Raw genomic sequence first — 18,862 nt, 5'->3', positions numbered from 1 at the left:
GGCGGCCCGTGGCGGGGCCTGCGGGGAGCGGGTCGGGACGCCGCCCCTCATCGTCCGGAGTCGGCGGTCCGCGGGCCGGGGGGCCCGGGGACCGCCGGTCTCCGCTCCGGCTCCTTCAGCGGTGGAGTGCGGCGATCGCCGAAGCGAGCGCCGCGGGGACGTCCTCGACCAGCGTGTGCCGCCCGTCGCGGACGATGTGCCGGCCTGCCACGACCGTGTGCCGCACATCGGCTGCGGAGGCGGCGAATACGACTGTCTCGGCGGCCAGCCTCGGCACCGGCCCCGCTGTTCTGACCGAGTCCAGGGCGACGGTCGTCAGATCTGCGGGGGCCCCCGGTTCGAGGATGCCCGCCTCGGGCCGGCCGAGCGCGGCATGTCCGTCGACGGTCGCGGCGCGCAACAGGGCGGCCGCCGTCCAGTGACCGCGCGCCCGGGTGCGCAGGCGTTCGTCGAGCTCCATCGCCCGAGCCTCCTCGAAGAGGTCGATCACGGCGTGGCTGTCGCTGCCGAGCGAGAGCGGCGAGCCGGCGCGCTGGAGGGCCGCGGCGGGACCGATCCCGTCGGCGAGGTCGCGTTCCGTGGTGGGGCACATGCAGGTGCCCGTCGCCGAGGAGCCGAGGAGTGTGATGTCCTCGCCGGTCAGGTGGGTGTTGTGGATGCCGGTGGTGCGCGGGCCGAGGACACCGTGGTCGGCGAGGAGCCGGGTGGGGGTGCAGCCGTGGGCGACGAGGCAGGCGTCGTTCTCCGCGGTCTGTTCGGAGAGGTGGACATGGAGCGGGGCCTGCCGCTCCTCGGCCCACGCGGCCACGGTGGCGAGCTGCGTGGCCGGGACGGCGCGCACGGAGTGGACGGCCGCGCCGATCAGGGCGTGGTCGCCGCCCTTGAGGAGGGAAGCGCGTTCCGCCCAGGCGTCGGCCGTGGTGTCGGAGAAGCGCAGCTGGTGGTGATCGGGCCGCTGGTACTGGGTGGGGCGCCGGCCGAATCCGGCGGAGAGGTAGGCGGTGTCCAGCAGGGTGATCCGGATACCGGCCTCGCCCGCGGCCGCGATCAGCGCCTCGCCCATGGCGTTCGGGTTGTTGTACGGGGTGCCGCCCGGCGCGTGGTGCAGATAGTGGAATTCGCCGACCGCGGTGATACCGGCCAGGGCCATCTCGGCGTACACGGCACGGGCGAGGTCGTAGTAGGAGTCGGGGGTGAGCCGGGCGGCGATCTGGTACATGGTCTCGCGCCAGGTCCAGAAGGTGCCGGAGCCGACCTGGACGGTGGAGCGCAGGGCGCGGTGGAAGGCGTGCGAGTGGGTGTTGGCGAGCCCGGGGAGGGTGAGTCCGCGCAGCACGGTGGCGCCCGGCGGCGGAGCGGCGACGCCGGTGCGGATGCCCGCGACGATCCCGCCGGACACATCCAGGGCGACGTCCGGCTCGACGTGCGTGCCGAGCCAGGCGTGGGACAACCAGTACGTCATGGTGACGGGCCTGCTCGTCGGCTCCGTTGTCAGCTGCACGCGAGACCTTCCAGTACATCGGCGAGTGCGATCACCCCGGCCACGCAGTCGTCCTCGTCGGCGTGCTCGGCCGGCGAGTGCGAGATCCCGGTGGGGTTCCGTACGAACAGCATGGCGGTCGGGACCGAAGCGGACAAAATACCCGCGTCGTGTCCGGCTCCGGTACCGAGGACGGGTACGGCCCGGTCCGCGTCGCCCCGGCCCCTGAGGATCTTGCCGAGTTCGTCGCGCAGGGCGTGCTCGAACTCCACGACGGGCGTGAAGGACTCCCGTACGACATCGAGGTCGATCCCGGCCCGCTCGGCGTGTTCCCGGGCGGCCCGCTCGATGCCGCCGACCACGGCGTCGAGGCAGTCCTGGTCGGCGGCGCGGGAGTCGAGCCAGCCACGGACGAGGGAGGGGATGGCGTTGACACCGTTCGGCTCGACAGCGACCTTGCCGAAGGTGGCGAGGGCTCCGGCGAGCTCCGCCTCGCGGCGGGCCGCCAGCACCGTCTCGGCGTACGTGAGCATCGGGTCGCGGCGGTCCGTCAGCCGGGTGGTGCCCGCGTGGTTGGCCTCGCCCCGGAAGTCGAACCTCCAGCGCCCGTGCGGCCAGATCGCGGAGGCGATGCCGACCGGGTCGCCGGTGAGGTCGAGGGCGCGCCCCTGCTCGACGTGGAGCTCGACGAACGCGCCGATGCGGGCGAGCCGTTCGGGGTCGGGACCGATGGCGTCGGGGTCGTGTCCGGCCGCCTCCATGGCCTGTGGCAGCGTGATGCCGTCGCCGTCCCGCAGCCGGCGGGCCGCCTCGACGGTCAGTTGTCCCGCGGCGAGCCGGGAGCCCACACAGGCCAGCCCGAAGCGGGCCCCCTCCTCGTCACCGAAGTTGCTGATGGCCAGTGGGCGGGTGAACTCCACTCCCCTGCTGCGGAGTTCGTCGAGCGCGGCGAAGGAGGAGACCACCCCGAGCGGCCCGTCGAAGGCGCCGCCGTCCGGTACGGAGTCGAGGTGCGATCCGGTGACGACGGCGTCCCCGGCCAGGGGGTCACCGAGCCAGGCCCACTGATTGCCGTTCCGGTCGACCTCGTGGGTGAGTCCGCGCGCCTCGGCCTGGGCACGGAACCAGGCGCGGCAGTCGGCGTCGGCCCCGGTCCAGGCGTAGCGGCGATAACCACCGCTGTCCCGATGCCGGCCGATGGGCGCCAGCTCCCGCCACATGGCCCGGAACGACGCCCCGGTCCCGGGCGGCCGGGTCACGGCCCCGGACGGGGGGACGCCGCCGCGGCTTCCGCCCCCGGACGGCTCGCTCATCGTTCGTCCTCCGTCATCGGTACGCGCACACCCTTGTCCGCGGCGACCGATTCCGCGATGTCGTACCCGGCGTCCACGTGCCGGATGACGCCCATGCCCGGGTCGTTGGTGAGCACGCGGCGGATCTTCTCGCCCGCCAGCTTCGTACCGTCGGCGACGGTCACCTGCCCGGCGTGGATGGAACGCCCCATCCCGACGCCACCGCCATGGTGGATGGAGACCCAGGAGGCCCCCGACGCCACATTGACCATGGCGTTCAGCAGCGGCCAGTCGGCGATCGCGTCGGACCCGTCGAGCATGGCCTCGGTCTCCCGGTACGGGGAGGCCACGGAGCCGCAGTCCAGGTGGTCGCGCCCGATGGCCAGCGGAGCGGCCAGTTCACCGCCGGCGACCATGTCGTTGAACCGCTCACCGGCCCGGTCGCGCTCGCCGTAACCGAGCCAGCAGATCCGGGCGGGCAGTCCCTGGAAGTGGACGCGTTCACCGGCCATCCTGATCCAGCGGTGCAGCGACTCGTTCTCCGGGAAGAGTTCGAGCATCGCCTTGTCGGTCTTGTGGATGTCCGACGCCTCACCGGACAGGGCGGCCCAGCGGAACGGTCCCTTGCCCTCGCAGAAGAGCGGCCTGATGTAGGCGGGCACGAATCCGGGGAAGTCGAACGCCCGGTCGTACCCCGCGAGTCGGGCCTCGCCGCGGATCGAGTTGCCGTAGTCGAACACCTCGGCGCCGGCGTCCATGAAGCCGACCATCGCCTCGACGTGCCTGGCCATGGACTCCCGTGCGCGCTGCGTGAAGTCGGCGGGCTTCTCGGCGGCGTACGAGGCCATGTCGTCGAAGTCGACACCGAGCGGGAGGTACGAGAGCGGGTCGTGCGCGCTGGTCTGGTCGGTGACGATGTCGATCGGTGCGCCCTCGGCGAGCATCCGCGGCAGCAGCTCCGCCGCGTTGCCCAGCAGGCCGATGGAGAGCGGCTTGCGTGCGTCCCGGGCCTCGGTGGCCAGCCGGAGTGCGTGCTCCAGGGAGTCGGCGCGCACATCCAGGTAGCGGTGCTCGATCCGGCGCTCGATGGCGCGCGGGTCGCAGTCGATGCAGATCGCGACACCGTCGTTCATGGTCACGGCGAGCGGCTGGGCGCCGCCCATGCCGCCGAGTCCGGCGGTCAGGGTGATCGTTCCGGCCAGCGTCCCGTTGAACTTCTTGGCCGCGACGGCGGCGAACGTCTCGTACGTGCCCTGCAGGATGCCCTGCGTGCCGATGTAGATCCACGATCCGGCGGTCATCTGGCCGTACATGGTGAGCCCGAGCGCCTCCAGGCGGCGGAACTCCTCCCAGTTCGCCCAGTCGCCCACCAGGTTGGAGTTGGCGATCAGGACCCGGGGCGCCCACTCGTGGGTCTGCATGACGCCGACCGGACGCCCGGACTGGACGAGCATCGTCTCGTCCTGCTTGAGCGTCCGCAGCGTACGCACCATCGCGTCGAACGAGCGCCAGTCGCGGGCCGCCTTGCCGGTGCCGCCGTAGACGACGAGCTTGTCGGGGTGCTCGGCGACCTCGGGGTCGAGGTTGTTCTGCAGCATGCGCAGAGCGGCCTCCTGCTGCCATCCCAGGGTGCTCAGTTCCGTACCGCGCGGTGCCCGTACGGGGCGGGGTCCTGACATGGCGGCGCCTCCTCGCGTCTGTAAATCTTCTATTCACATCTTGATGGTCTGAATACTCGTAGTCAACAGCCTCGCGCCGACACCGTGGAGCGACGACACCCGCCCGCCGTGTGCTGGGGCGTTCCGGCACACCTCCCGCGCCCCGGCGAGGATCCCCCGCGCACGCGTCCGAAGATCCCTTGCGCATGTACCTATGGAAAATGCCAGAACTCCCGCCCGGCGCGGGCACGTTGCGTAGCCTCTGGGTCACAGCCGTACGCCACGTCGGGAGGGGAGTGCGTGTGCCCGGAATCGACGAGTGCCTGCTCGAAGTCATGAGGCTGCCCGGTGCCCGCGGCGCCGCGGTGGTCGACTGGACGAGCGGCCTCGCCCTCGGCACCATCGGCGAATCGCCCAACGGCGACCACGAGGCCACCGCCGCGGAGACTGCCGAGGTCGCGAGGATGGCGGCCGAGCAGCCCGCCTTCGCCCAGGAGGCGACCGGACCGTCGACCGCGTCGCCGGAAGAGGCGGTCGGCGGATCGCCGCCCCCCGTCGAGGACGTCATCGTCACCACCCGCACCGGGTACCACATCCTGCGTTTCGTCGAGACCGCCTTCGACAGCAGCGTCTTCGTCCATCTCTGGCTCGATCGCGCGGAGGGCAATCTGGCTCTCGCCCGGATACGGCTGGGCGAGACGGCCGAGCGGCTGGTCCTGGCGTGAGGACGGCCGTCCCCGCCGGGGTCACACCCCTCTCCCCCATGCTGCGGCGCCTCGCCGCCGAGCGCGCCACCGGCGCCCTGATCCGGGACCGCGGCACCCTCTACCTGGCCGAGGGCCAGGTGGTGCACGCCGAGAGCCCGGCGACCCCCGGCATCGACGTCCTGCTCACCACGGGCGGCGCCCTGCATCGCGACGGCTGGTGGGATGCGGTCGCGAGGGCGGGCGCCGGACAACGGGTCGGTCGCCACCTGGTGGACAGCGGGAGGGTGCCGGCCGGGGCACTGGAACTGTGTCATCTGGGCGCGCTGTACGACGCCGCGTTCTTCGCGCTGGCGCCCACCCGGACCCCGGCACGCTTCCGCCACGGGGTCTCGCACTGGATCGGCCCCGTCCGCCCCGTCCCCGTCGACGCCGTGCAGCGCGAGACCTTCCGGCGCCGCGAGCTGCTGGAGCGGATCTGGCCCGACGCGATGACCGACAGCGCACCGCTGGTACGGACGGACCGTTCCGTCGACGCCCCCGTTCCGCCGGGACGTCGCCGCGTGCTCGATCTCGTGGACGGGGCCCGTACCGCGTCGGACATCGCCCAGGAACTGGGCAGGCCGGCGTTCCACGTCCTGGTCGGTCTTCGGCGCCTGGCCGCGGCCGGACTGGTCGAGGCGGTACGGGAACCCGCGGCCGGCTCCGGCCGGATCCCGCTTCCCGACGTCGCGGCCGACCCCGACGTCGCCCTGCTGCGCCGGCTGCGAGACGCATTGGAGGCCCTGTGATACGCGCGCTCAGACAGCGTGCCGGAAGGAGACAGCTGATGGTGCCCGAATCCGAAGTGCGGGACGTCCTGGCCGAGCTCCAGCGGTTACGGGCCCGCGTCCCTCTCCTCTCCGGCGCCCTGGCGGCCGGCGTCGACGGTCTCGTCCTGGCCCACGACACCCCGGGCGTGGAGGCGGAGGGCGTCGCCGCACTGACCGCCGCCGCACTCGGGGTCGCGATCCGGATGGCGGAGGCGACCGGCCGGGGCGGCTTCCGGGAACTTCTCGTACGCGGCGAGACCGGCTACATCGCGACCTACGCCGCAGGCTCCTCGGCCGTCCTCACACTGCTGGCCGAGGACCGGATCAACGTCGGCAGGCTCCATCTGGAGGGCCGCCGGGCGGGCGCCCGGATCGGCGAACTGATCGGCCCCGCGCTGCGGCGCGCCGAACACCCGGCACCCCCGGCCCACACCCCCGAGCAGCACGACCCGCGTCCCGGGCCGCTGCCCCACCGCACCTGAGACCCCATGTCCCGGAGACAACCCACGGATCCGGCCGACCCGGCCGGCCAGGAAAGGAAACGACCGCACATGGCGAACACCGAAGCGTCCCTCAAGGAAGCGATGTCGTCCATCGAGGGCACCGTCGCTGTCGCCCTCGTCGACTACACCAGCGGAATGGCGTTGGGCACCCTCGGCGGCGGCAAGGACTTCAACCTGGAGGTCGCGGCGGCGGGCAACACCGATGTCGTACGCTCCAAGCTCCGCACCATGGAACACCTCGGGCTCAAGGACGAGATCGAGGACATCCTGATCACGCTCGGCACCCAGTACCACCTGATCAGGCTGCTCAAGGCCCGTGGCGGCAACGGTCTCTTCCTCTACCTGGTGCTGGACGCGCAACGCGCCAACCTGGCGATGGCCCGCCATCAGCTGAAGCGGATCGAGGCCGAACTGGAGGTCTGACCCGACCGCCTCAACGGTGACGCCGCGCCCCGCCGGGCGTGGCGTCGCCCGCCATCGGCCCGGTCGTCCGATACCCCTTCACCTGTTTGCCCGCGGGCCGCCCGCGCTCCACCCAGTCGGTCCGCACCCAGTACAGGACGTCGTCCCGGCGCTCGCGCTGACCGATCCTGACGGCCTTGAGCCAGAGTCCGGCCCCCGCCCCCGCGAGAACCAGGCCGCCGGCCCCGGGCAGCAGGAAGGCACTCGCCACCGCCGCCAGGAAGGCCCCGAGCAGCCACCACCGGTGCCCGCGCCGCCAGTTGCGCACGGTCACGGCGCGGTCCTGGAGGAAGTCGGACCGTCCGGCGCGGGTGGCGCCCCCGGCCAGTTCCGCGTACCGGCGGTCGCGCACGAGCGCCACCACGGCCGCGGTGACCAGGAACAGCGCCGCTCCGGCCAGCAGCCCGATCCGGCGTCCGGTGAGCCCCGGCACCAGTGCGCCGATCGCCGCGGCGAGCAGCCCCGGCCACCACAGCGGCGCGGAACCGGCCCGTACGATCACGGCCACTCTCGCCAACGACTGTGCTCCGCGCCCCACGTCCGTACCCCTCTCCGCCGCTCCTTCTGGGCCGGGAGATTAATAGCCGTACATGAGTGGCGTCTGAGAATCGTCGCGGTTGGTGGGGCCGCCCTCAGCACCTGATCCCCACCGGGCCGTCGCCACCGCCGTCACTCGACGAACAGTCCTCGCGCCACGGCCCTCGCGTCGAACTCCTCCAGCCGCGCCTGCGCGTCGGGCAGGTCGTCGCACATCGCCTCCAGCAGCACCCGCCCCAGCAGCATCGGCGCACACGCGGTGTCGAAGGCGAGCCCGGTGCCGACGGCGGCCGGGATCAGCAGGTCGCTGTGCGCGGCCACCGGGGCGAACGCCGAATCGGCGACCGCCACCACGGTCAGGCCCTGTTCCCGGGCGTACGCGAGAGCGTCCACGACCTCCTTCGGGTGGCGGGGCAGCGCGAAGCAGATCAGCGCGGTGGCACCCGCCCGCCGTGCGGCGTCGATCCGATCGTGCAGCATGCTGCCGCCCTCGTCGAGCACCCGCACGTCGGGATGCACCTTGGCCGCGAAGTACCCGAACCCGCGCGCCTGCGAGGAGGCGGCCCGCAGTCCGAGCACCGGCAGCGGCCGGGAGGCCGCCAGCAGCCTGCCCGCGCGTTCGACGGGCCCGGGGTCGGCGAGCAGTTCGGCCAGATGCCGCAGATTCTCGATCTCGCCGAGGACGGCCTGCTGGTACTCGTTGTACGCGTCTTCTTCGCCGTCGGCCCCCGGTACGGACTCGGCGGGAGCGACCTCCCGCAGGTGTTTGCGGAGCGCCGGATAGCCGTCGAACCCGAGTGCCACGGCGAACCGGGTGACGGACGGCTGGCTGACCCCGGCGAGCTCGGCCAGCTCCACACTCGACAGGAACGGCACGTCCCCGGCCCTGCGCACCATCGAGTGCGCGATGCGCCGTTGTGTCGGTGTCAGCCGGCGCCCCTCGAAGAGCTGCTGCAGTCGTGCGGCAGGGCTGCTCTCGCTCATACCGTCCCCCTCCAAGATCCCGTGTACTGGTCGAGCAGCTCCCCGGCCGCGACCTCTCCATCATCGGTGAGCGGCCGGTCCCGGCCCACGGGGCCGACGGAGCCAAAAGCCCGGAAAGGGCCTGCGATCCCGGACGAGGGCTCCCCGAAGTCCCCGGAGTCCGTCACATGGGACGACATCATGCGCAAACCCCTCCCATCCAGGCGCTTCATCTCACTCCTCGGGCCTCTGCAACCAGTGTTTCGCTCCAAAGTATTGACAATCTATTCAAGAAAGAAGAACTCTGCATGACTATATGCAGCCGGGGCGGCGGACGACCCCTGATCGGTTCGGCGCGGTGGACGAGCGCTTCCCGAACGGCACCACGGCGGTTCACGACCTCGGTCTCAGCCTCAAGAAGGGAGCCCGACCCATGGCAGGCCTGCTCGAACAGCGCTCCATCGATGTCGTGCCGGACGACGAACGTCACGGCACCGCGTTCAGCCAGTTCACGCTCTGGCTCGGCGCCAATCTCCAGATCACCGCCGTCGTGACCGGCGCACTCGCGGTCGTCTTCGGCGGCGGCGCGTTCTGGTCGGTCATCGGCCTGGCGCTGGGCAATCTGCTCGGCGGAGCCGTGATGGCCCTGCACTCCGCGCAGGGCCCGCGCCTGGGGCTGCCGCAGATGATCCAGTCCCGCGCGCAGTTCGGGGTCAGGGGCGCGGTGATTCCGCTGGCCCTGGTGATCGTGATGTACGTCGGCTTCTTCGCCAGCGGCAGCGTGCTGGCCGGTCAGGCGGTGGGGGAGCTCACCCACCTCGGCGAGACACCCGGCATCGTCATCTTCGCGCTGGTCACCGCCCTGATGGCAGCGATCGGCTACCGCGTCATCCATATGCTCGGCCGGGTCGCCGGGGTGGTCTGCGCGATCGCCTTCGTCTATCTCGGCATACGGCTGCTCGACCGCATCGATCTCGGGGCCGTCCTCGCCGACCGCGCCTTCGACCTGCCGATGTTCCTGCTCGCGGTCTCGCTCGCCGCATCCTGGCAGTTGGCGTTCGGCCCGTACGTCGCCGACTACTCCCGCTATCTGCCGCGTACGACCAGTGCCCGCGCCACCTTCTGGTGGACTCTCTCCGGCTCGGCGCTCGGCTCCCAGTGGTCCATGGTCTTCGGCGTGCTGGTCGCGGCCACCGCCGGGGACGCCTTCCTGGCGGGCCAGGTCGGCTATGTCGTCGCCCTGGGCGGGACCGGCCTGATCGCCTCGTTCCTGTACTTCGTGATCGCGCTCGGCAAGCTGACCATCAACGTCCTCAACACCTACGGCGGCTTCATGTCGCTGGTGACCAGCATCAGCGGTTTCCGCGGCCAGAAGACCCTCTCCCCACGCGGCCGGGCTCTCTACATCACGGGCATCATGCTTGCCGGCACGGTCGTCGCCCTGCTCGGCAAGGACAGCTTCCTCGCCTCCTTCAAGGACTTCCTGCTCTTCCTGCTGACCTTCTTCACCCCGTGGTCGGCGATCAACCTGGTCGACTACTACCTGATCTCACGGGAGCGGTACGACATCCCTGCCCTCGCCGATCCGCACGGCCGGTACGGCGCATGGCGCCGGGACGCGCTGACGGTGTACGGGATCGGGCTGGTCGCCCAGCTGCCGTTCCTGGCGACGCACTTCTACACCGGACCGCTGGTCGGGCCGCTGGGCGGCGCGGACATCTCGTGGGTGGTCGGCCTGGTCGTACCGGCACTGCTGTACTGGCTGCTCGCCCGCCGCGACACCACACACATTCCCGAGCACACGATCCTCCCCGCCCAGGCGGCCTCGGGCGAGGACAGCGGGGCCGGGACCGCCGGTACGGCGGCCGCCCGCACGTAGCCGGAAGCCCATGGGGAACTCCGGCGAGCGCTACGGCTTCGCGATCATCTCGCCGATCCTGGCCGTCCCGCTGTCGGCGATCGGCGCCGCGGCCGCCCGTACGGCGGGCCTGGTCGTCGCCCGGATCGGAATCGTCGCCGTCGACGCCGTGCACGCCGTCCGGAACCGGCCCTGGTTCCGGCACCGTCCCCGCCGCACGGAATCCGACGGGGAGGACCGAGGCTCACGGGACGGTCCCGAGCACGCCGGGCGTCACGCCTGGCGGGTCGGGAGCACGATCAGCCGGCGCAGGTCGATGTGGCGCGCACGGCCGGCGGCACGGGCCACCAGCGGCGTGAGCGACGACCTCCGCCGGCTGTGGGCGGGCCGCCGGGTGAGGGCGAAGACGTCTCATGAACGGCGCACGCCGTCCAGGACCTCGGTGACCGAGACCCAGGAGTTCCAGCGCCGCGTGAACACCCGCAGCGTCCGGCCGCTCTCCACCGTTCCGGCCCAGGAGCCGCTCCCGTCCTCCGCCTTCCCCGAGCTCCCCGGCGCCGGCCGCAGTCCGCCCGATTCCATTGCGTCGCCCGTCTTCCTCAGCCGCTCCCGGGCCGTGGCCCCGTCGTCGTACTCGACGATGCACTGCCGGGCCACGGCTCCGTCCCTGCCCGTGTACCACCGGGTGTAACCGGTCGCGTCGACCGCCCCCACCGAAGGGGGCGCATCCGCGCAGGCACCGTCGAGAGCCAGGTACGGCAGGGGGTCGTCCTGCGAGCCGGCGCCGGTGGTCGGCCGCTCGTCCTCCTTCCAGTGCCACGTCCCGTGGAGGGGCACCTCGTCCGCCCGCATCATCTGGATCACACCGTCCTTGCGGAACGGGTTGTCCGGCGCGGTGGCGACCGTGCCGTGCTTCTGGCGCTGATCCGCTCCGGTCGGCAGCACGGCCCAGGCCCCGGCCGCCATCAGCGCCACCGTGCACACCACCACCGTCGTGGCCCTGCGGCGCGACCGCCGCCTCCCCCTCGCCCGGATCTCCTCGGCGGCGGGCAGCCGCACCACGACGCCGTCCAGCAGTTCCTCGACCTCAGCCATGGTGAACGCCCTCCACTCGCCCGGCAGTGACTATGGTTTCGGCGAGCCGCTCGCCGAGGATCTTGCGGGCCCGGTGGAGCCGGGTCCGTACCGCGCCGTTCGACACTCCCGCCTCACGCGCCACCTCTTCGACCGGCAGATCCAGCAGGTGGTGCAGGACCACGGCCTGGCGCTGCTCGACGCTCAGCTCGCCCAGTGCCCCGACCAGTGCCACCCGGTCCACCGAGAGACCGGGGACCTCCGTGGGCGGCCCGTGCCGGAAGTGCGCCCGTACGCGGTTGCGCGTCCTTCGCCAGGTGCTGATCGCCAGCCGTACGGCCACCGTCCGCACCCAGGGCAGCGGATCCCCCTCGCGTGCCAGGCGGTCCCACCGCTGCCACGCCCGCACATAGGCCTCCTGCACCGCGTCCTCCGCCTCCGCCAGATCGCCGGTCACCGCATAGACCGTGGCCACCAGGCGTTTGGCCGTCGCCGTGTAGAAGGCATCGAAATCCTCGGATCCCGTCGGCATCGTCCCCGTCCGTTCATCGCGCCACAAACGCTCTTGCCATGAACACGCTCCGGCTGTGCCGGATGTTACGGACGACTTTCCGGACGGCCTTCGGACGACTCCGAGGCGGCCGGACCAGGAGAGCGGCAGGGGGCGAAGGGGCAGCCGCGGGAGGGCCGAAGGAGGCGGCAGGAAAGAGGGGGGTTAGCCCCACTGACCCCGGCGTCCCCGATTCGTACCGTGAGGGACATGGATACCCGTGACCCTGAGCTCAAGAACGAGCTCGATGCCACCCTGCACGCCCGTAGTGAGCTGGGTTCGGATTACGAGTCCGCGCTCGTCGAGTCCTTCCTGGAGAAGGTCGAGCAGCGCCTCGACACCACGCTCGACCGCCGCGTGCGGCGTCATCTCGCCGAGCAGCAGGTGAGCGTCGCGCGGGGTGCGCGCCCGCCGCAGCCCATGGGGAACTTCGGTGAGCGCTACGGCTTCGGGATCATCTCGCTGATCCTGGCCATCCCGCTGTCGGCGATCGGCGCCGCGGCCGCCCATACGGCGGGCCTGGTCATCGCCTGGGTCGGAATCGTCGCCGTCAACGCCGTGCACGCGGCCCGGAGTTGGCCCTGGTTCCAGCGCCGTCCCCGCCGCACGGAGTCCGACTGGGAGGACTGAGCGCCGCGGGACGGTCCCGAGGACGCCGGGCGTCACGCCTGGCGGGTCGGGAGCACGATCAGCTGGCGCAGGTTGATGTGGCGCGCGCGGCTGGTGGCGTAGGCGACGAGGTCGGCGATCTCGTCGCCCGACAGTGCCCCGAGCACTCCGAACATGCCGTCGAGCCGGCCGCGCAGCTCGACGTTGTCGATGTGGTCGGCCAGTTCCGTGTCGGTGAGACCCGGCTCGATGTTCGTGACGCGGACGTCGCGCGGTCCGAACTCCGTGCGCAGCGAAGCCGACAGGTGCGTGAGCGCGGCCTTCGTCGCCCCGTACACCGCGTAGTGCGGGAACGTGACATGCGCGCCGATCGAGGAGATGTTCACCAGGTCCGCGGTGCGGCCCTCGGCCGCCGCCGCCACCAGATCGGCCGTGAAGGCCCGGATGACGCGCAACGCGCCCGCCACATTGGTGTCGAGCATCCGCTGCCACTCGTCCGTCCGGCCCGCGTCCACCGGGTTCGGCAGCATCACCCCGGCCGCGTTGACCACCAGGTCCACCCGGCCGAGCACGCTGTGCACCCGCTCGGCCGCGGCGTCCACGGATGCCTGGTCGGTGACGTCGGTGGTGACCGCGAGCGCCTCACCGCCCGCCGCCCCGATCGCGGCGGCCAACTCCTCCAGCCGCTCCGTGCGCCGGGCCAGCAGCGCCACCCGCACGCCCTGGGCGGCGAGCAGCCGGGCGGTCGCGGCGCCCATTCCGCTGGCGGCTCCGGTGACGACTGCGGTGCGGCCCGCGAGGGTCTCGTACGACATGGTCCGTACTCCTTGTGCTTCCGGCCTTCGGGCCTCTTGCGAGCCCTCGGGCCTCTTCCGCCCCGGGGCGGTCTCCCCGGGACGGGTTCCACCCTGCGCGACTGCCGCCCGGCCACCCAGGGATGCGTTGTTCCTGGGTCTGCCAGTACCAGGTTCGGCGTCCGCGCCTCTCCTACCATCGGTGTCATGGACGGCGACCTCGGTGATTTCCTCCGCTCACGGCGAGCCCGCGTTCGGCCCGAGGACGTGGGACTCACCGCCTACGGCCGACGGCGCGTACCCGGACTCCGGCGCGAGGAGGTCGCGCAGCTCGCCGGGGTGAGCGTCGACTACTACATCCGGCTGGAACAGGGGCGCGGTCCGAGCGTCTCGGACGCCGTGCTCGACGCGATCGCCCGGGTGCTCCGACTGGACGAGACGGAGCACGCGTACCTGCGTACCGTGGCACGCCCCAGGCCGCGCGCCTCCGCCCCGGCCGCCGCACAGCGGGTCCGTCCGGGCCTGCGGCTGCTGCTGGACACGATCGGCGGGGCCCCGGCGTTCATCCTGGGCCGCCGGATGGACGTGCTGGCCTGGAACGCGCTGGGCGACGCCGTCGTCGGCTTCTCACGGATACCCGCCGCCGAACGCAACATGCCGCGCCAGGTGTTCCTGGAACCCGCGGCGCGGGAGATGTATCCGGAGTGGGCGGCGGTGGCGGCGGAGACGGTCGCCCATCTGCGCCTGGACGCGGGCCTGCATCCCGATGACAGACAACTGGCCACACTCGTAGGCGAGTTGTCCATGAAGAGTGAGGATTTCCGCCGGCTGTGGGCGGACCACCGGGTGAAGGCGAAGACATACGGCGTCAAACGCATCGACCACCCGGTCGCGGGCGGGCTGACCCTCCCGTACGAGACGCTCGGCGTGCCGGGCGACCCCGGTCAGTCCCTGGTGGTGTACACCCCGGAGCCGGGCAGCGAGACCGCGGAACGCATCGCGCTGCTGGCGAGCTCGGCGGGCGCGCCGACCGGGTGAGCGTTCAGGCGCACGTCGCGCGTCACGCGCGTTCAGGCGTGCACCGGCTATCGCGCGCGGGCGTACGGATGCGTCGCGGGGACCGCCGCACCCCCGGTTTCCCAGGGGGCGGGACGACGGCGGTCCCCGCGAGGGACACGGTCCGGGTCAGGGCCGGTCACCGCGTCCGGGCGACGGTGGAGGTCCGGGAGCCGCTCCGTAGTCCGTGTCGCCGTATCGGGTGCCGGCGGGCTCCCCCGCCGACACCCATCAATGTGCCGGACCCGTGTTAAGCCGGTGCTGCGCGTACGTGTCGCGCTCGTACCGTTTTCGCGAAGCCCGGCCTCGCGGGCCGTCACACCTCGCCGGCCACCGCGCCTTCCCGGCCGTCACGGCTTCCCGGTCGCCGCGTCCTTGGCCAGGAACGCCAGCAGGTCCTGCCGGCTGACCACGCCCTTCGGCTTGCCCTCCACCAGCACGATCGCCGCGTCCGCCGCGTTCGTGCCGCCGAGCACCGACATCAGGTCCTCGACCGGTTCGCCGGAGCCGACCTGCGGCAGCGGCGGCGACATGTGCTTCTCCAGCGGGTCGGAGAGGGAGGCGCGCTGCGCGAACAGCGCGTTCAGCAGTTCGCGTTCCACGACCGAGCCGATGACCTCGGCGGCCATCACGTCCGGGTGGCCCGCGCCCGGCTTCACGATCGGCATCTGCGAGACGCCGTACTCGCGCAGCACGTCGATCGCCTCGCCGACGGTCTCCTCGGGGTGCATGTGGACGAGCGTCGGGATCGGGCCGTCCTTGTGGTCGAGCACGTCCCCGACCCGCGCGGACGGACCGGTGTCCTCCAGGAAGCCGTAGTCGGCCATCCACTCGTCGTTGAAGATCTTGCTCAGGTAGCCGCGGCCGCTGTCGGGCAGCAGCACGACGACCACGTCGTCCGGGCCCAGCCGCTTCGCGACCTCCAGGGCGGCGACGACCGCCATGCCGCAGGAGCCGCCGACCAGCAGCCCCTCCTCCTTGGCGAGGCGGCGGGTCATCTGGAAGGAGTCCTTGTCGGACACGGCGACGATCTCGTCCGTGACCGTCCGGTCGTACGCGCTCGGCCAGAAGTCCTCGCCGACGCCCTCGACGAGGTACGGCCGTCCGGAGCCGCCGGAGTAGACCGAGCCCTCAGGGTCCGCGCCGACGACCTCGACCGAGCCGCCGCTGACCTCCTTCAGATAGCGGCCGGTACCGCTGATGGTGCCGCCGGTGCCGACACCCGCGACGAAGTGGGTGATCTTCCCGTCCGTCTGCTCCCACAGTTCGGGACCGGTGGTCTCGTAGTGGGAACGCGGGTTGTTCGGATTGGAGTACTGGTCGGGCTTCCAGGCGCCGGGCGTCTCACGGACGAGCCGGTCGGAGACGTTGTAGTACGAGTCGGGGTGCTCGGGGTCGACGGCCGTCGGGCAGACGACGACCTCGGCACCGTAGGCGCGCAGCACATTGATCTTGTCCGTGGACACCTTGTCCGGGCAGACGAAGATGCACTTGTACCCCTTCTGCTGCGCGACGATCGCCAGGCCGACGCCCGTGTTGCCACTCGTCGGCTCGACGATCGTGCCGCCGGGCTGCAGTTCGCCGCTCTGCTCGGCGGCCTCGATCATGCGCAGGGCGATGCGGTCCTTGACCGAACCGCCGGGGTTGAAGTACTCGACCTTGGCCAGGACCGTCGCCTGGATGCCGGCCGTCACACTGCGCAGCCTCACCAGCGGGGTATTGCCTACGAGACTGATCATCGAATCGTGGAATTGCACCGTGTACTCCGGGGTCTCCGAGATGGTCCGGCAAGGGTATGCGTACGGGCGCGAGATTGGGCGAAGCGATTGAGCGACGGTCGCCACGGGGCAGTTAGCTGTATGTACGGCGGTACGGCAACGAGGAGGTGGACCGGACTGTGTCGAGGGCAAGGGTGGCACGGCGGATCGCAGCGGGCGCGGCCTACGGCGGCGGCAGCATCGGGCTGCTCGGCGCGGCGGCGGTAGGCGTACTGCTGGCGGAGGTCCAACTGGCGAAACGGCAGGTGGGCGGCGGCATCGCGCCGGTGCCGCCGAGCGCGGACGGGCGGTACGGGGTGGCGTTCGCCGGCCCGGCGGACCCGTTGCGACTGGGGCTGCTGGGCGACTCGACGGCGGCCGGACAAGGGGTGCGCCGGGCCGGGCAGACGCCGGGGGCGTTGCTGGCGTCGGGGCTCGCGGCCGTGTCGGAACGGCCGGTGGACCTGCGCAATGTGGCACAGCCGGGCGCCCGGTCGGACGATCTGGAGCGGCAGGTCTCGCTGCTGCTCGCCGATCCGTCCCGCACGCCCGACGTCTGCGTGATCATGATCGGGGCCAACGACGTGACGCACCGGATGCCCGCCACCCAGTCGGTGCGCTGTCTGACCACCGCGGTGCGCAGGCTGCGTACCGCGGGCGCGGAGGTGGTGGTCGGCACGTGCCCTGATCTCGGCACCATCGAGCCGGTCTATCAGCCGCTGCGCTGGCTGGCCCGGCGGGTGAGCCGACAGCTGGCGGCGGCGCAGACGATCGGTTCGGTCGAGCAGGGCGGGCGCACGGTGTCGCTGGGCGATCTGCTGGGGCCGGAGTTCGAGGCGAATCCGCGGGAGCTGTTCGGGCCGGACAACTACCACCCGTCGGCGGAGGGGTACGCCACGGCCGCGATGGCGGTCCTGCCCACGCTCTGCGCGGTCCTTGGGCTCTGGCCGGAGTCCGACCGGCTGGACGGGGCCCGGCGCGAGGACATGCTGCCGGTGGCCGAGGCAGCCTCCCAGGCGGCCAGGGAGGCCGGTACGGAGGTCACGGGGGCGCGGGCGCCCTGGGCTCTCCTCAAGCACCGCAGGCGGCGTCGTCTGCCCGCGGCCACGGAGCCCCATCCGCAGCCGGAGACGCAGGGAGAGCCGGAGCCGGGAGCGCACGGGGACGCTCACGAGGACCCACGCGTGGGCCCGCGCACCCAGGCGCCCGCGGAGACACACGGGGAACCGTACGGAGAGCCGCACGGACGGCCGGACGGGCAGTCGCACGGCGGGACGAGCGAGGAGACGAGCGGGGAGGCCCACAACCTCCCGGCCAATTGATCGACTGAGCGGTCGCTTAGAAAAGAGGTCGGCGTCACATGCGCTCCCCGGTGACCCAGCATCTACGTACAGGTAACTTCCAAGTCAGCACCTGCCAGAACCCGCCTTCCAGCCCTCATGGAGCCGCGTGATGCCCGAAGCCGTGATCGTCTCTGCTGCCCGTTCCCCCATCGGCCGGGCCTTCAAGGGTTCGCTGAAGGACCTGCGTGCGGACGACCTGACCGCCACGATCATCCAGACCGCGCTGGCCAGGGTTCCCGAGCTGGACCCGAAGGACATCGACGACCTGATGCTCGGCTGCGGTCTCCCCGGTGGCGAGCAGGGCAACAACCTGGGCCGCATCATCGCCGTGCAGATGGGCATGGACCACCTTCCCGGCTGTACGGTCACCCGCTACTGCTCGTCCTCCCTGCAGACCAGCCGGATGGCACTGCACGCCATCAAGGCCGGCGAGGGCGACGTCTTCATCTCGGCCGGTGTCGAGATGGTGTCCCGCTTCGTGAAGGGCAACTCCGACAGCCTGCCGGACACGCACAACCCGCTGTTCGCCGACGCCGAGGCCCGCACCGCGGCCCGCGCCGAGCAGGGCGGTGACGACTGGCACGACCCGCGCGAGGACGGCCTGGTCCCGGACGCGTACATCGCGATGGGGCAGACCGCGGAGAACCTGGCCCGGCTCAAGGGCGTCACCCGTCAGGACATGGACGAGTTCGGCGTGCGCTCGCAGAACCTCGCCGAGGAAGCCCTCAAGAACGGCTTCTGGGAGCGCGAGATCACTCCGGTCACCACCCCGGACGGCACGGTCGTCTCGAAGGACGACGGGCCGCGCGCGGGCGTCACCCTGGAGGGCGTGCAGGGCCTGAAGCCGGTCTTCCGTCCCGACGGCCGGGTCACCGCGGGCAACTGCTGCCCGCTCAACGACGGCGCCGCCGCGCTCGTGATCATGTCCGACACCAAGGCGCGCGAGCTGGGCCTGACCCCCCTGGCCAGGATCGTCTCGACCGGCGTCTCCGCCCTCTCCCCCGAGATCATGGGGTACGGGCCGGTGGAGGCCAGCAGGCAGGCGCTGAAGCGGGCCGGGCTGACCATCGACGACATCGACCTGGCCGAGATCAACGAGGCCTTCGCCGCCCAGGTGATCCCTTCCTACCGCGACCTCGGTCTGCCGCTGGAGAAGGTCAACGTCAACGGTGGCGCCATCGCCGTCGGCCACCCCTTCGGCATGACCGGCGCGCGGATCACCGGCACCCTGATCAACAGCCTGCAGTTCCACGACAAGCAGTTCGGCCTGGAAACCATGTGCGTGGGCGGCGGCCAGGGCATGGCCATGGTCATCGAGCGGCTGAGCTGAGCTGCAGCGGAGGGTAGGGGTCGCCCGAGGAACGAGGGCGGCACCTGCCCGCAGCGGAAGCGAAGCGAACGCGACCACAC

General features: G+C 71.8%; 18 protein-coding genes. 9 read left to right on the top strand and 9 right to left on the bottom strand.

Features of this window, described 5'->3' with window-relative positions; genetic code table 11:
• Positions 1-115: 115 nt before the first annotated feature.
• Genes ACIRP2_RS24490 through hutU form a run of 3 tightly spaced genes read right to left on the bottom strand, consistent with a single transcriptional unit; the run spans position 116 to position 4,451 of the window.
• A complete protein-coding gene (locus tag ACIRP2_RS24490; RefSeq protein WP_404253630.1) occupies positions 116-1,501 on the bottom strand; it encodes a formimidoylglutamate deiminase in 1,386 nt (461 codons plus the stop codon).
• Positions 1,492-2,793 carry an allantoate amidohydrolase gene (locus tag ACIRP2_RS24485; protein WP_404253628.1) on the bottom strand — a complete coding sequence of 434 codons (1,302 nt, stop codon included), beginning with the start codon at positions 2,791-2,793 and terminating at the stop codon, positions 1,492-1,494. The genes ACIRP2_RS24490 and ACIRP2_RS24485 overlap by 10 nt, the downstream gene beginning before the upstream one ends.
• A complete protein-coding gene (gene hutU, locus ACIRP2_RS24480; RefSeq protein ID WP_404253626.1) occupies positions 2,790-4,451 on the bottom strand; it encodes a urocanate hydratase in 1,662 nt (553 codons plus the stop codon). The genes ACIRP2_RS24485 and hutU overlap by 4 nt, the downstream gene beginning before the upstream one ends.
• A 281-nt stretch (positions 4,452-4,732) precedes the next feature.
• Between hutU and ACIRP2_RS24475 the strand changes: the two genes are divergently transcribed.
• The 4 genes from ACIRP2_RS24475 to ACIRP2_RS24460 all read left to right on the top strand — a co-directional run bounded on the left by ACIRP2_RS24475 (position 4,733) and on the right by ACIRP2_RS24460 (position 6,872).
• A complete protein-coding gene (locus ACIRP2_RS24475) occupies positions 4,733-5,155 on the top strand; it encodes a hypothetical protein (protein WP_404253624.1) in 423 nt (140 codons plus the stop codon).
• Positions 5,156-5,193: 38 nt separating this feature from the next.
• Positions 5,194-5,925, top strand: coding sequence for a transcriptional regulator (locus ACIRP2_RS24470; protein ID WP_404253763.1), 732 nt, complete (start codon positions 5,194-5,196; stop codon positions 5,923-5,925).
• A 38-nt stretch (positions 5,926-5,963) separates the two neighbouring features.
• Entirely contained in the window at positions 5,964-6,428 is a 465-nt protein-coding gene (locus ACIRP2_RS24465) for a roadblock/LC7 domain-containing protein (RefSeq protein WP_404253622.1), read from the top strand.
• 69 nt (positions 6,429-6,497) lie between these two features.
• The gene (locus tag ACIRP2_RS24460; RefSeq protein ID WP_404253620.1) at positions 6,498-6,872 is read left to right on the top strand and encodes a hypothetical protein; all 375 of its coding nucleotides are present in this window, start codon (positions 6,498-6,500) and stop codon (positions 6,870-6,872) included.
• Positions 6,873-6,882: 10 nt separating this feature from the next.
• On the opposite strand, the gene ACIRP2_RS24455 is transcribed toward ACIRP2_RS24460, so the two are convergent.
• Both ACIRP2_RS24455 and ACIRP2_RS24450 read right to left on the bottom strand, forming a co-directional pair.
• Positions 6,883-7,449: a hypothetical protein gene (locus ACIRP2_RS24455; RefSeq protein WP_404253618.1), complete on the bottom strand. Its 567-nt coding sequence runs from the start codon at positions 7,447-7,449 to the stop codon at positions 6,883-6,885.
• Between the two features lie 131 nt (positions 7,450-7,580).
• On the bottom strand, positions 7,581-8,432 hold the full coding sequence (locus ACIRP2_RS24450) for a MurR/RpiR family transcriptional regulator (protein ID WP_404253616.1): 852 nt from the start codon (positions 8,430-8,432) through the stop codon (positions 7,581-7,583).
• A gap of 412 nt (positions 8,433-8,844) precedes the next feature.
• Here ACIRP2_RS24450 and ACIRP2_RS24445 point away from each other — a divergent pair, with 412 nt between their 5' ends.
• A complete protein-coding gene (locus ACIRP2_RS24445; protein WP_404253614.1) occupies positions 8,845-10,290 on the top strand; it encodes a purine-cytosine permease family protein in 1,446 nt (481 codons plus the stop codon).
• Between the two features lie 390 nt (positions 10,291-10,680).
• Here ACIRP2_RS24445 and ACIRP2_RS24440 read toward each other — a convergent pair whose 3' ends face one another.
• On the bottom strand, positions 10,681-11,364 hold the full coding sequence (locus ACIRP2_RS24440; protein WP_404253612.1) for a hypothetical protein: 684 nt from the start codon (positions 11,362-11,364) through the stop codon (positions 10,681-10,683).
• Entirely contained in the window at positions 11,357-11,875 is a 519-nt protein-coding gene (locus ACIRP2_RS24435; RefSeq protein WP_404253610.1) for a SigE family RNA polymerase sigma factor, read from the bottom strand. The genes ACIRP2_RS24440 and ACIRP2_RS24435 overlap by 8 nt, the downstream gene beginning before the upstream one ends.
• Positions 11,876-12,103: 228 nt before the next feature.
• Between ACIRP2_RS24435 and ACIRP2_RS24430 the strand changes: the two genes are divergently transcribed.
• The gene (locus ACIRP2_RS24430) at positions 12,104-12,523 is read left to right on the top strand and encodes a hypothetical protein (RefSeq protein ID WP_404253608.1); all 420 of its coding nucleotides are present in this window, start codon (positions 12,104-12,106) and stop codon (positions 12,521-12,523) included.
• Positions 12,524-12,555: 32 nt separating this feature from the next.
• Here the strand turns inward: ACIRP2_RS24430 and ACIRP2_RS24425 are convergent, their stop codons facing one another.
• The gene (locus ACIRP2_RS24425; RefSeq protein WP_404253606.1) at positions 12,556-13,317 is read right to left on the bottom strand and encodes an SDR family oxidoreductase; all 762 of its coding nucleotides are present in this window, start codon (positions 13,315-13,317) and stop codon (positions 12,556-12,558) included.
• A 186-nt stretch (positions 13,318-13,503) separates the two neighbouring features.
• On the opposite strand from ACIRP2_RS24425, the gene ACIRP2_RS24420 reads away from it, so the two are divergent.
• Complete coding sequence (locus ACIRP2_RS24420) at positions 13,504-14,334, top strand: helix-turn-helix transcriptional regulator (protein ID WP_404253604.1); 831 nt, start codon at positions 13,504-13,506, stop codon at positions 14,332-14,334.
• A gap of 368 nt (positions 14,335-14,702) precedes the next feature.
• Here ACIRP2_RS24420 and ACIRP2_RS24415 read toward each other — a convergent pair whose 3' ends face one another.
• Positions 14,703-16,109 carry a cystathionine beta-synthase gene (locus tag ACIRP2_RS24415; RefSeq protein WP_404253602.1) on the bottom strand — a complete coding sequence of 469 codons (1,407 nt, stop codon included), beginning with the start codon at positions 16,107-16,109 and terminating at the stop codon, positions 14,703-14,705.
• A gap of 155 nt (positions 16,110-16,264) precedes the next feature.
• On the opposite strand from ACIRP2_RS24415, the gene ACIRP2_RS24410 reads away from it, so the two are divergent.
• Both ACIRP2_RS24410 and ACIRP2_RS24405 read left to right on the top strand, forming a co-directional pair.
• The gene (locus ACIRP2_RS24410; protein WP_404253761.1) at positions 16,265-17,431 is read left to right on the top strand and encodes an SGNH/GDSL hydrolase family protein; all 1,167 of its coding nucleotides are present in this window, start codon (positions 16,265-16,267) and stop codon (positions 17,429-17,431) included.
• Between the two features lie 130 nt (positions 17,432-17,561).
• The gene (locus ACIRP2_RS24405; protein WP_404253600.1) at positions 17,562-18,782 is read left to right on the top strand and encodes an acetyl-CoA C-acetyltransferase; all 1,221 of its coding nucleotides are present in this window, start codon (positions 17,562-17,564) and stop codon (positions 18,780-18,782) included.
• Positions 18,783-18,862: the final 80 nt, after the last annotated feature.

It is taken from the genome of Streptomyces sp. NPDC101194 (genome assembly GCF_044767885.1).
Taxonomy (GTDB): Bacteria; Actinomycetota; Actinomycetes; order Streptomycetales; family Streptomycetaceae; genus Streptomyces.
Note: the sequence above shows the minus strand (reverse complement) of the source record. Positions and strands in the feature narration are given on the sequence as shown.

Coding starts and splice junctions, on each gene's coding strand:
- ACIRP2_RS24465 (WP_404253622.1), top strand. CDS start 5,964: ATGGTGCCCGAATCCGAAGTGCGGGACGTCCTGGCCGAGCTCCAGCGG.
- ACIRP2_RS24460 (WP_404253620.1), top strand. CDS start 6,498: ATGGCGAACACCGAAGCGTCCCTCAAGGAAGCGATGTCGTCCATCGAG.
- ACIRP2_RS24450 (WP_404253616.1), bottom strand. CDS start 8,432: ATGAGCGAGAGCAGCCCTGCCGCACGACTGCAGCAGCTCTTCGAGGGG.
- ACIRP2_RS24445 (WP_404253614.1), top strand. CDS start 8,845: ATGGCAGGCCTGCTCGAACAGCGCTCCATCGATGTCGTGCCGGACGAC.
- ACIRP2_RS24485 (WP_404253628.1), bottom strand. CDS start 2,793: ATGAGCGAGCCGTCCGGGGGCGGAAGCCGCGGCGGCGTCCCCCCGTCC.
- hutU (WP_404253626.1), bottom strand. CDS start 4,451: ATGTCAGGACCCCGCCCCGTACGGGCACCGCGCGGTACGGAACTGAGC.
- ACIRP2_RS24430 (WP_404253608.1), top strand. CDS start 12,104: ATGGATACCCGTGACCCTGAGCTCAAGAACGAGCTCGATGCCACCCTG.
- ACIRP2_RS24405 (WP_404253600.1), top strand. CDS start 17,562: ATGCCCGAAGCCGTGATCGTCTCTGCTGCCCGTTCCCCCATCGGCCGG.
- ACIRP2_RS24470 (WP_404253763.1), top strand. CDS start 5,194: ATGCTGCGGCGCCTCGCCGCCGAGCGCGCCACCGGCGCCCTGATCCGG.
- ACIRP2_RS24425 (WP_404253606.1), bottom strand. CDS start 13,317: ATGTCGTACGAGACCCTCGCGGGCCGCACCGCAGTCGTCACCGGAGCC.
- ACIRP2_RS24440 (WP_404253612.1), bottom strand. CDS start 11,364: ATGGCTGAGGTCGAGGAACTGCTGGACGGCGTCGTGGTGCGGCTGCCC.
- ACIRP2_RS24420 (WP_404253604.1), top strand. CDS start 13,504: ATGGACGGCGACCTCGGTGATTTCCTCCGCTCACGGCGAGCCCGCGTT.
- ACIRP2_RS24435 (WP_404253610.1), bottom strand. CDS start 11,875: ATGCCGACGGGATCCGAGGATTTCGATGCCTTCTACACGGCGACGGCC.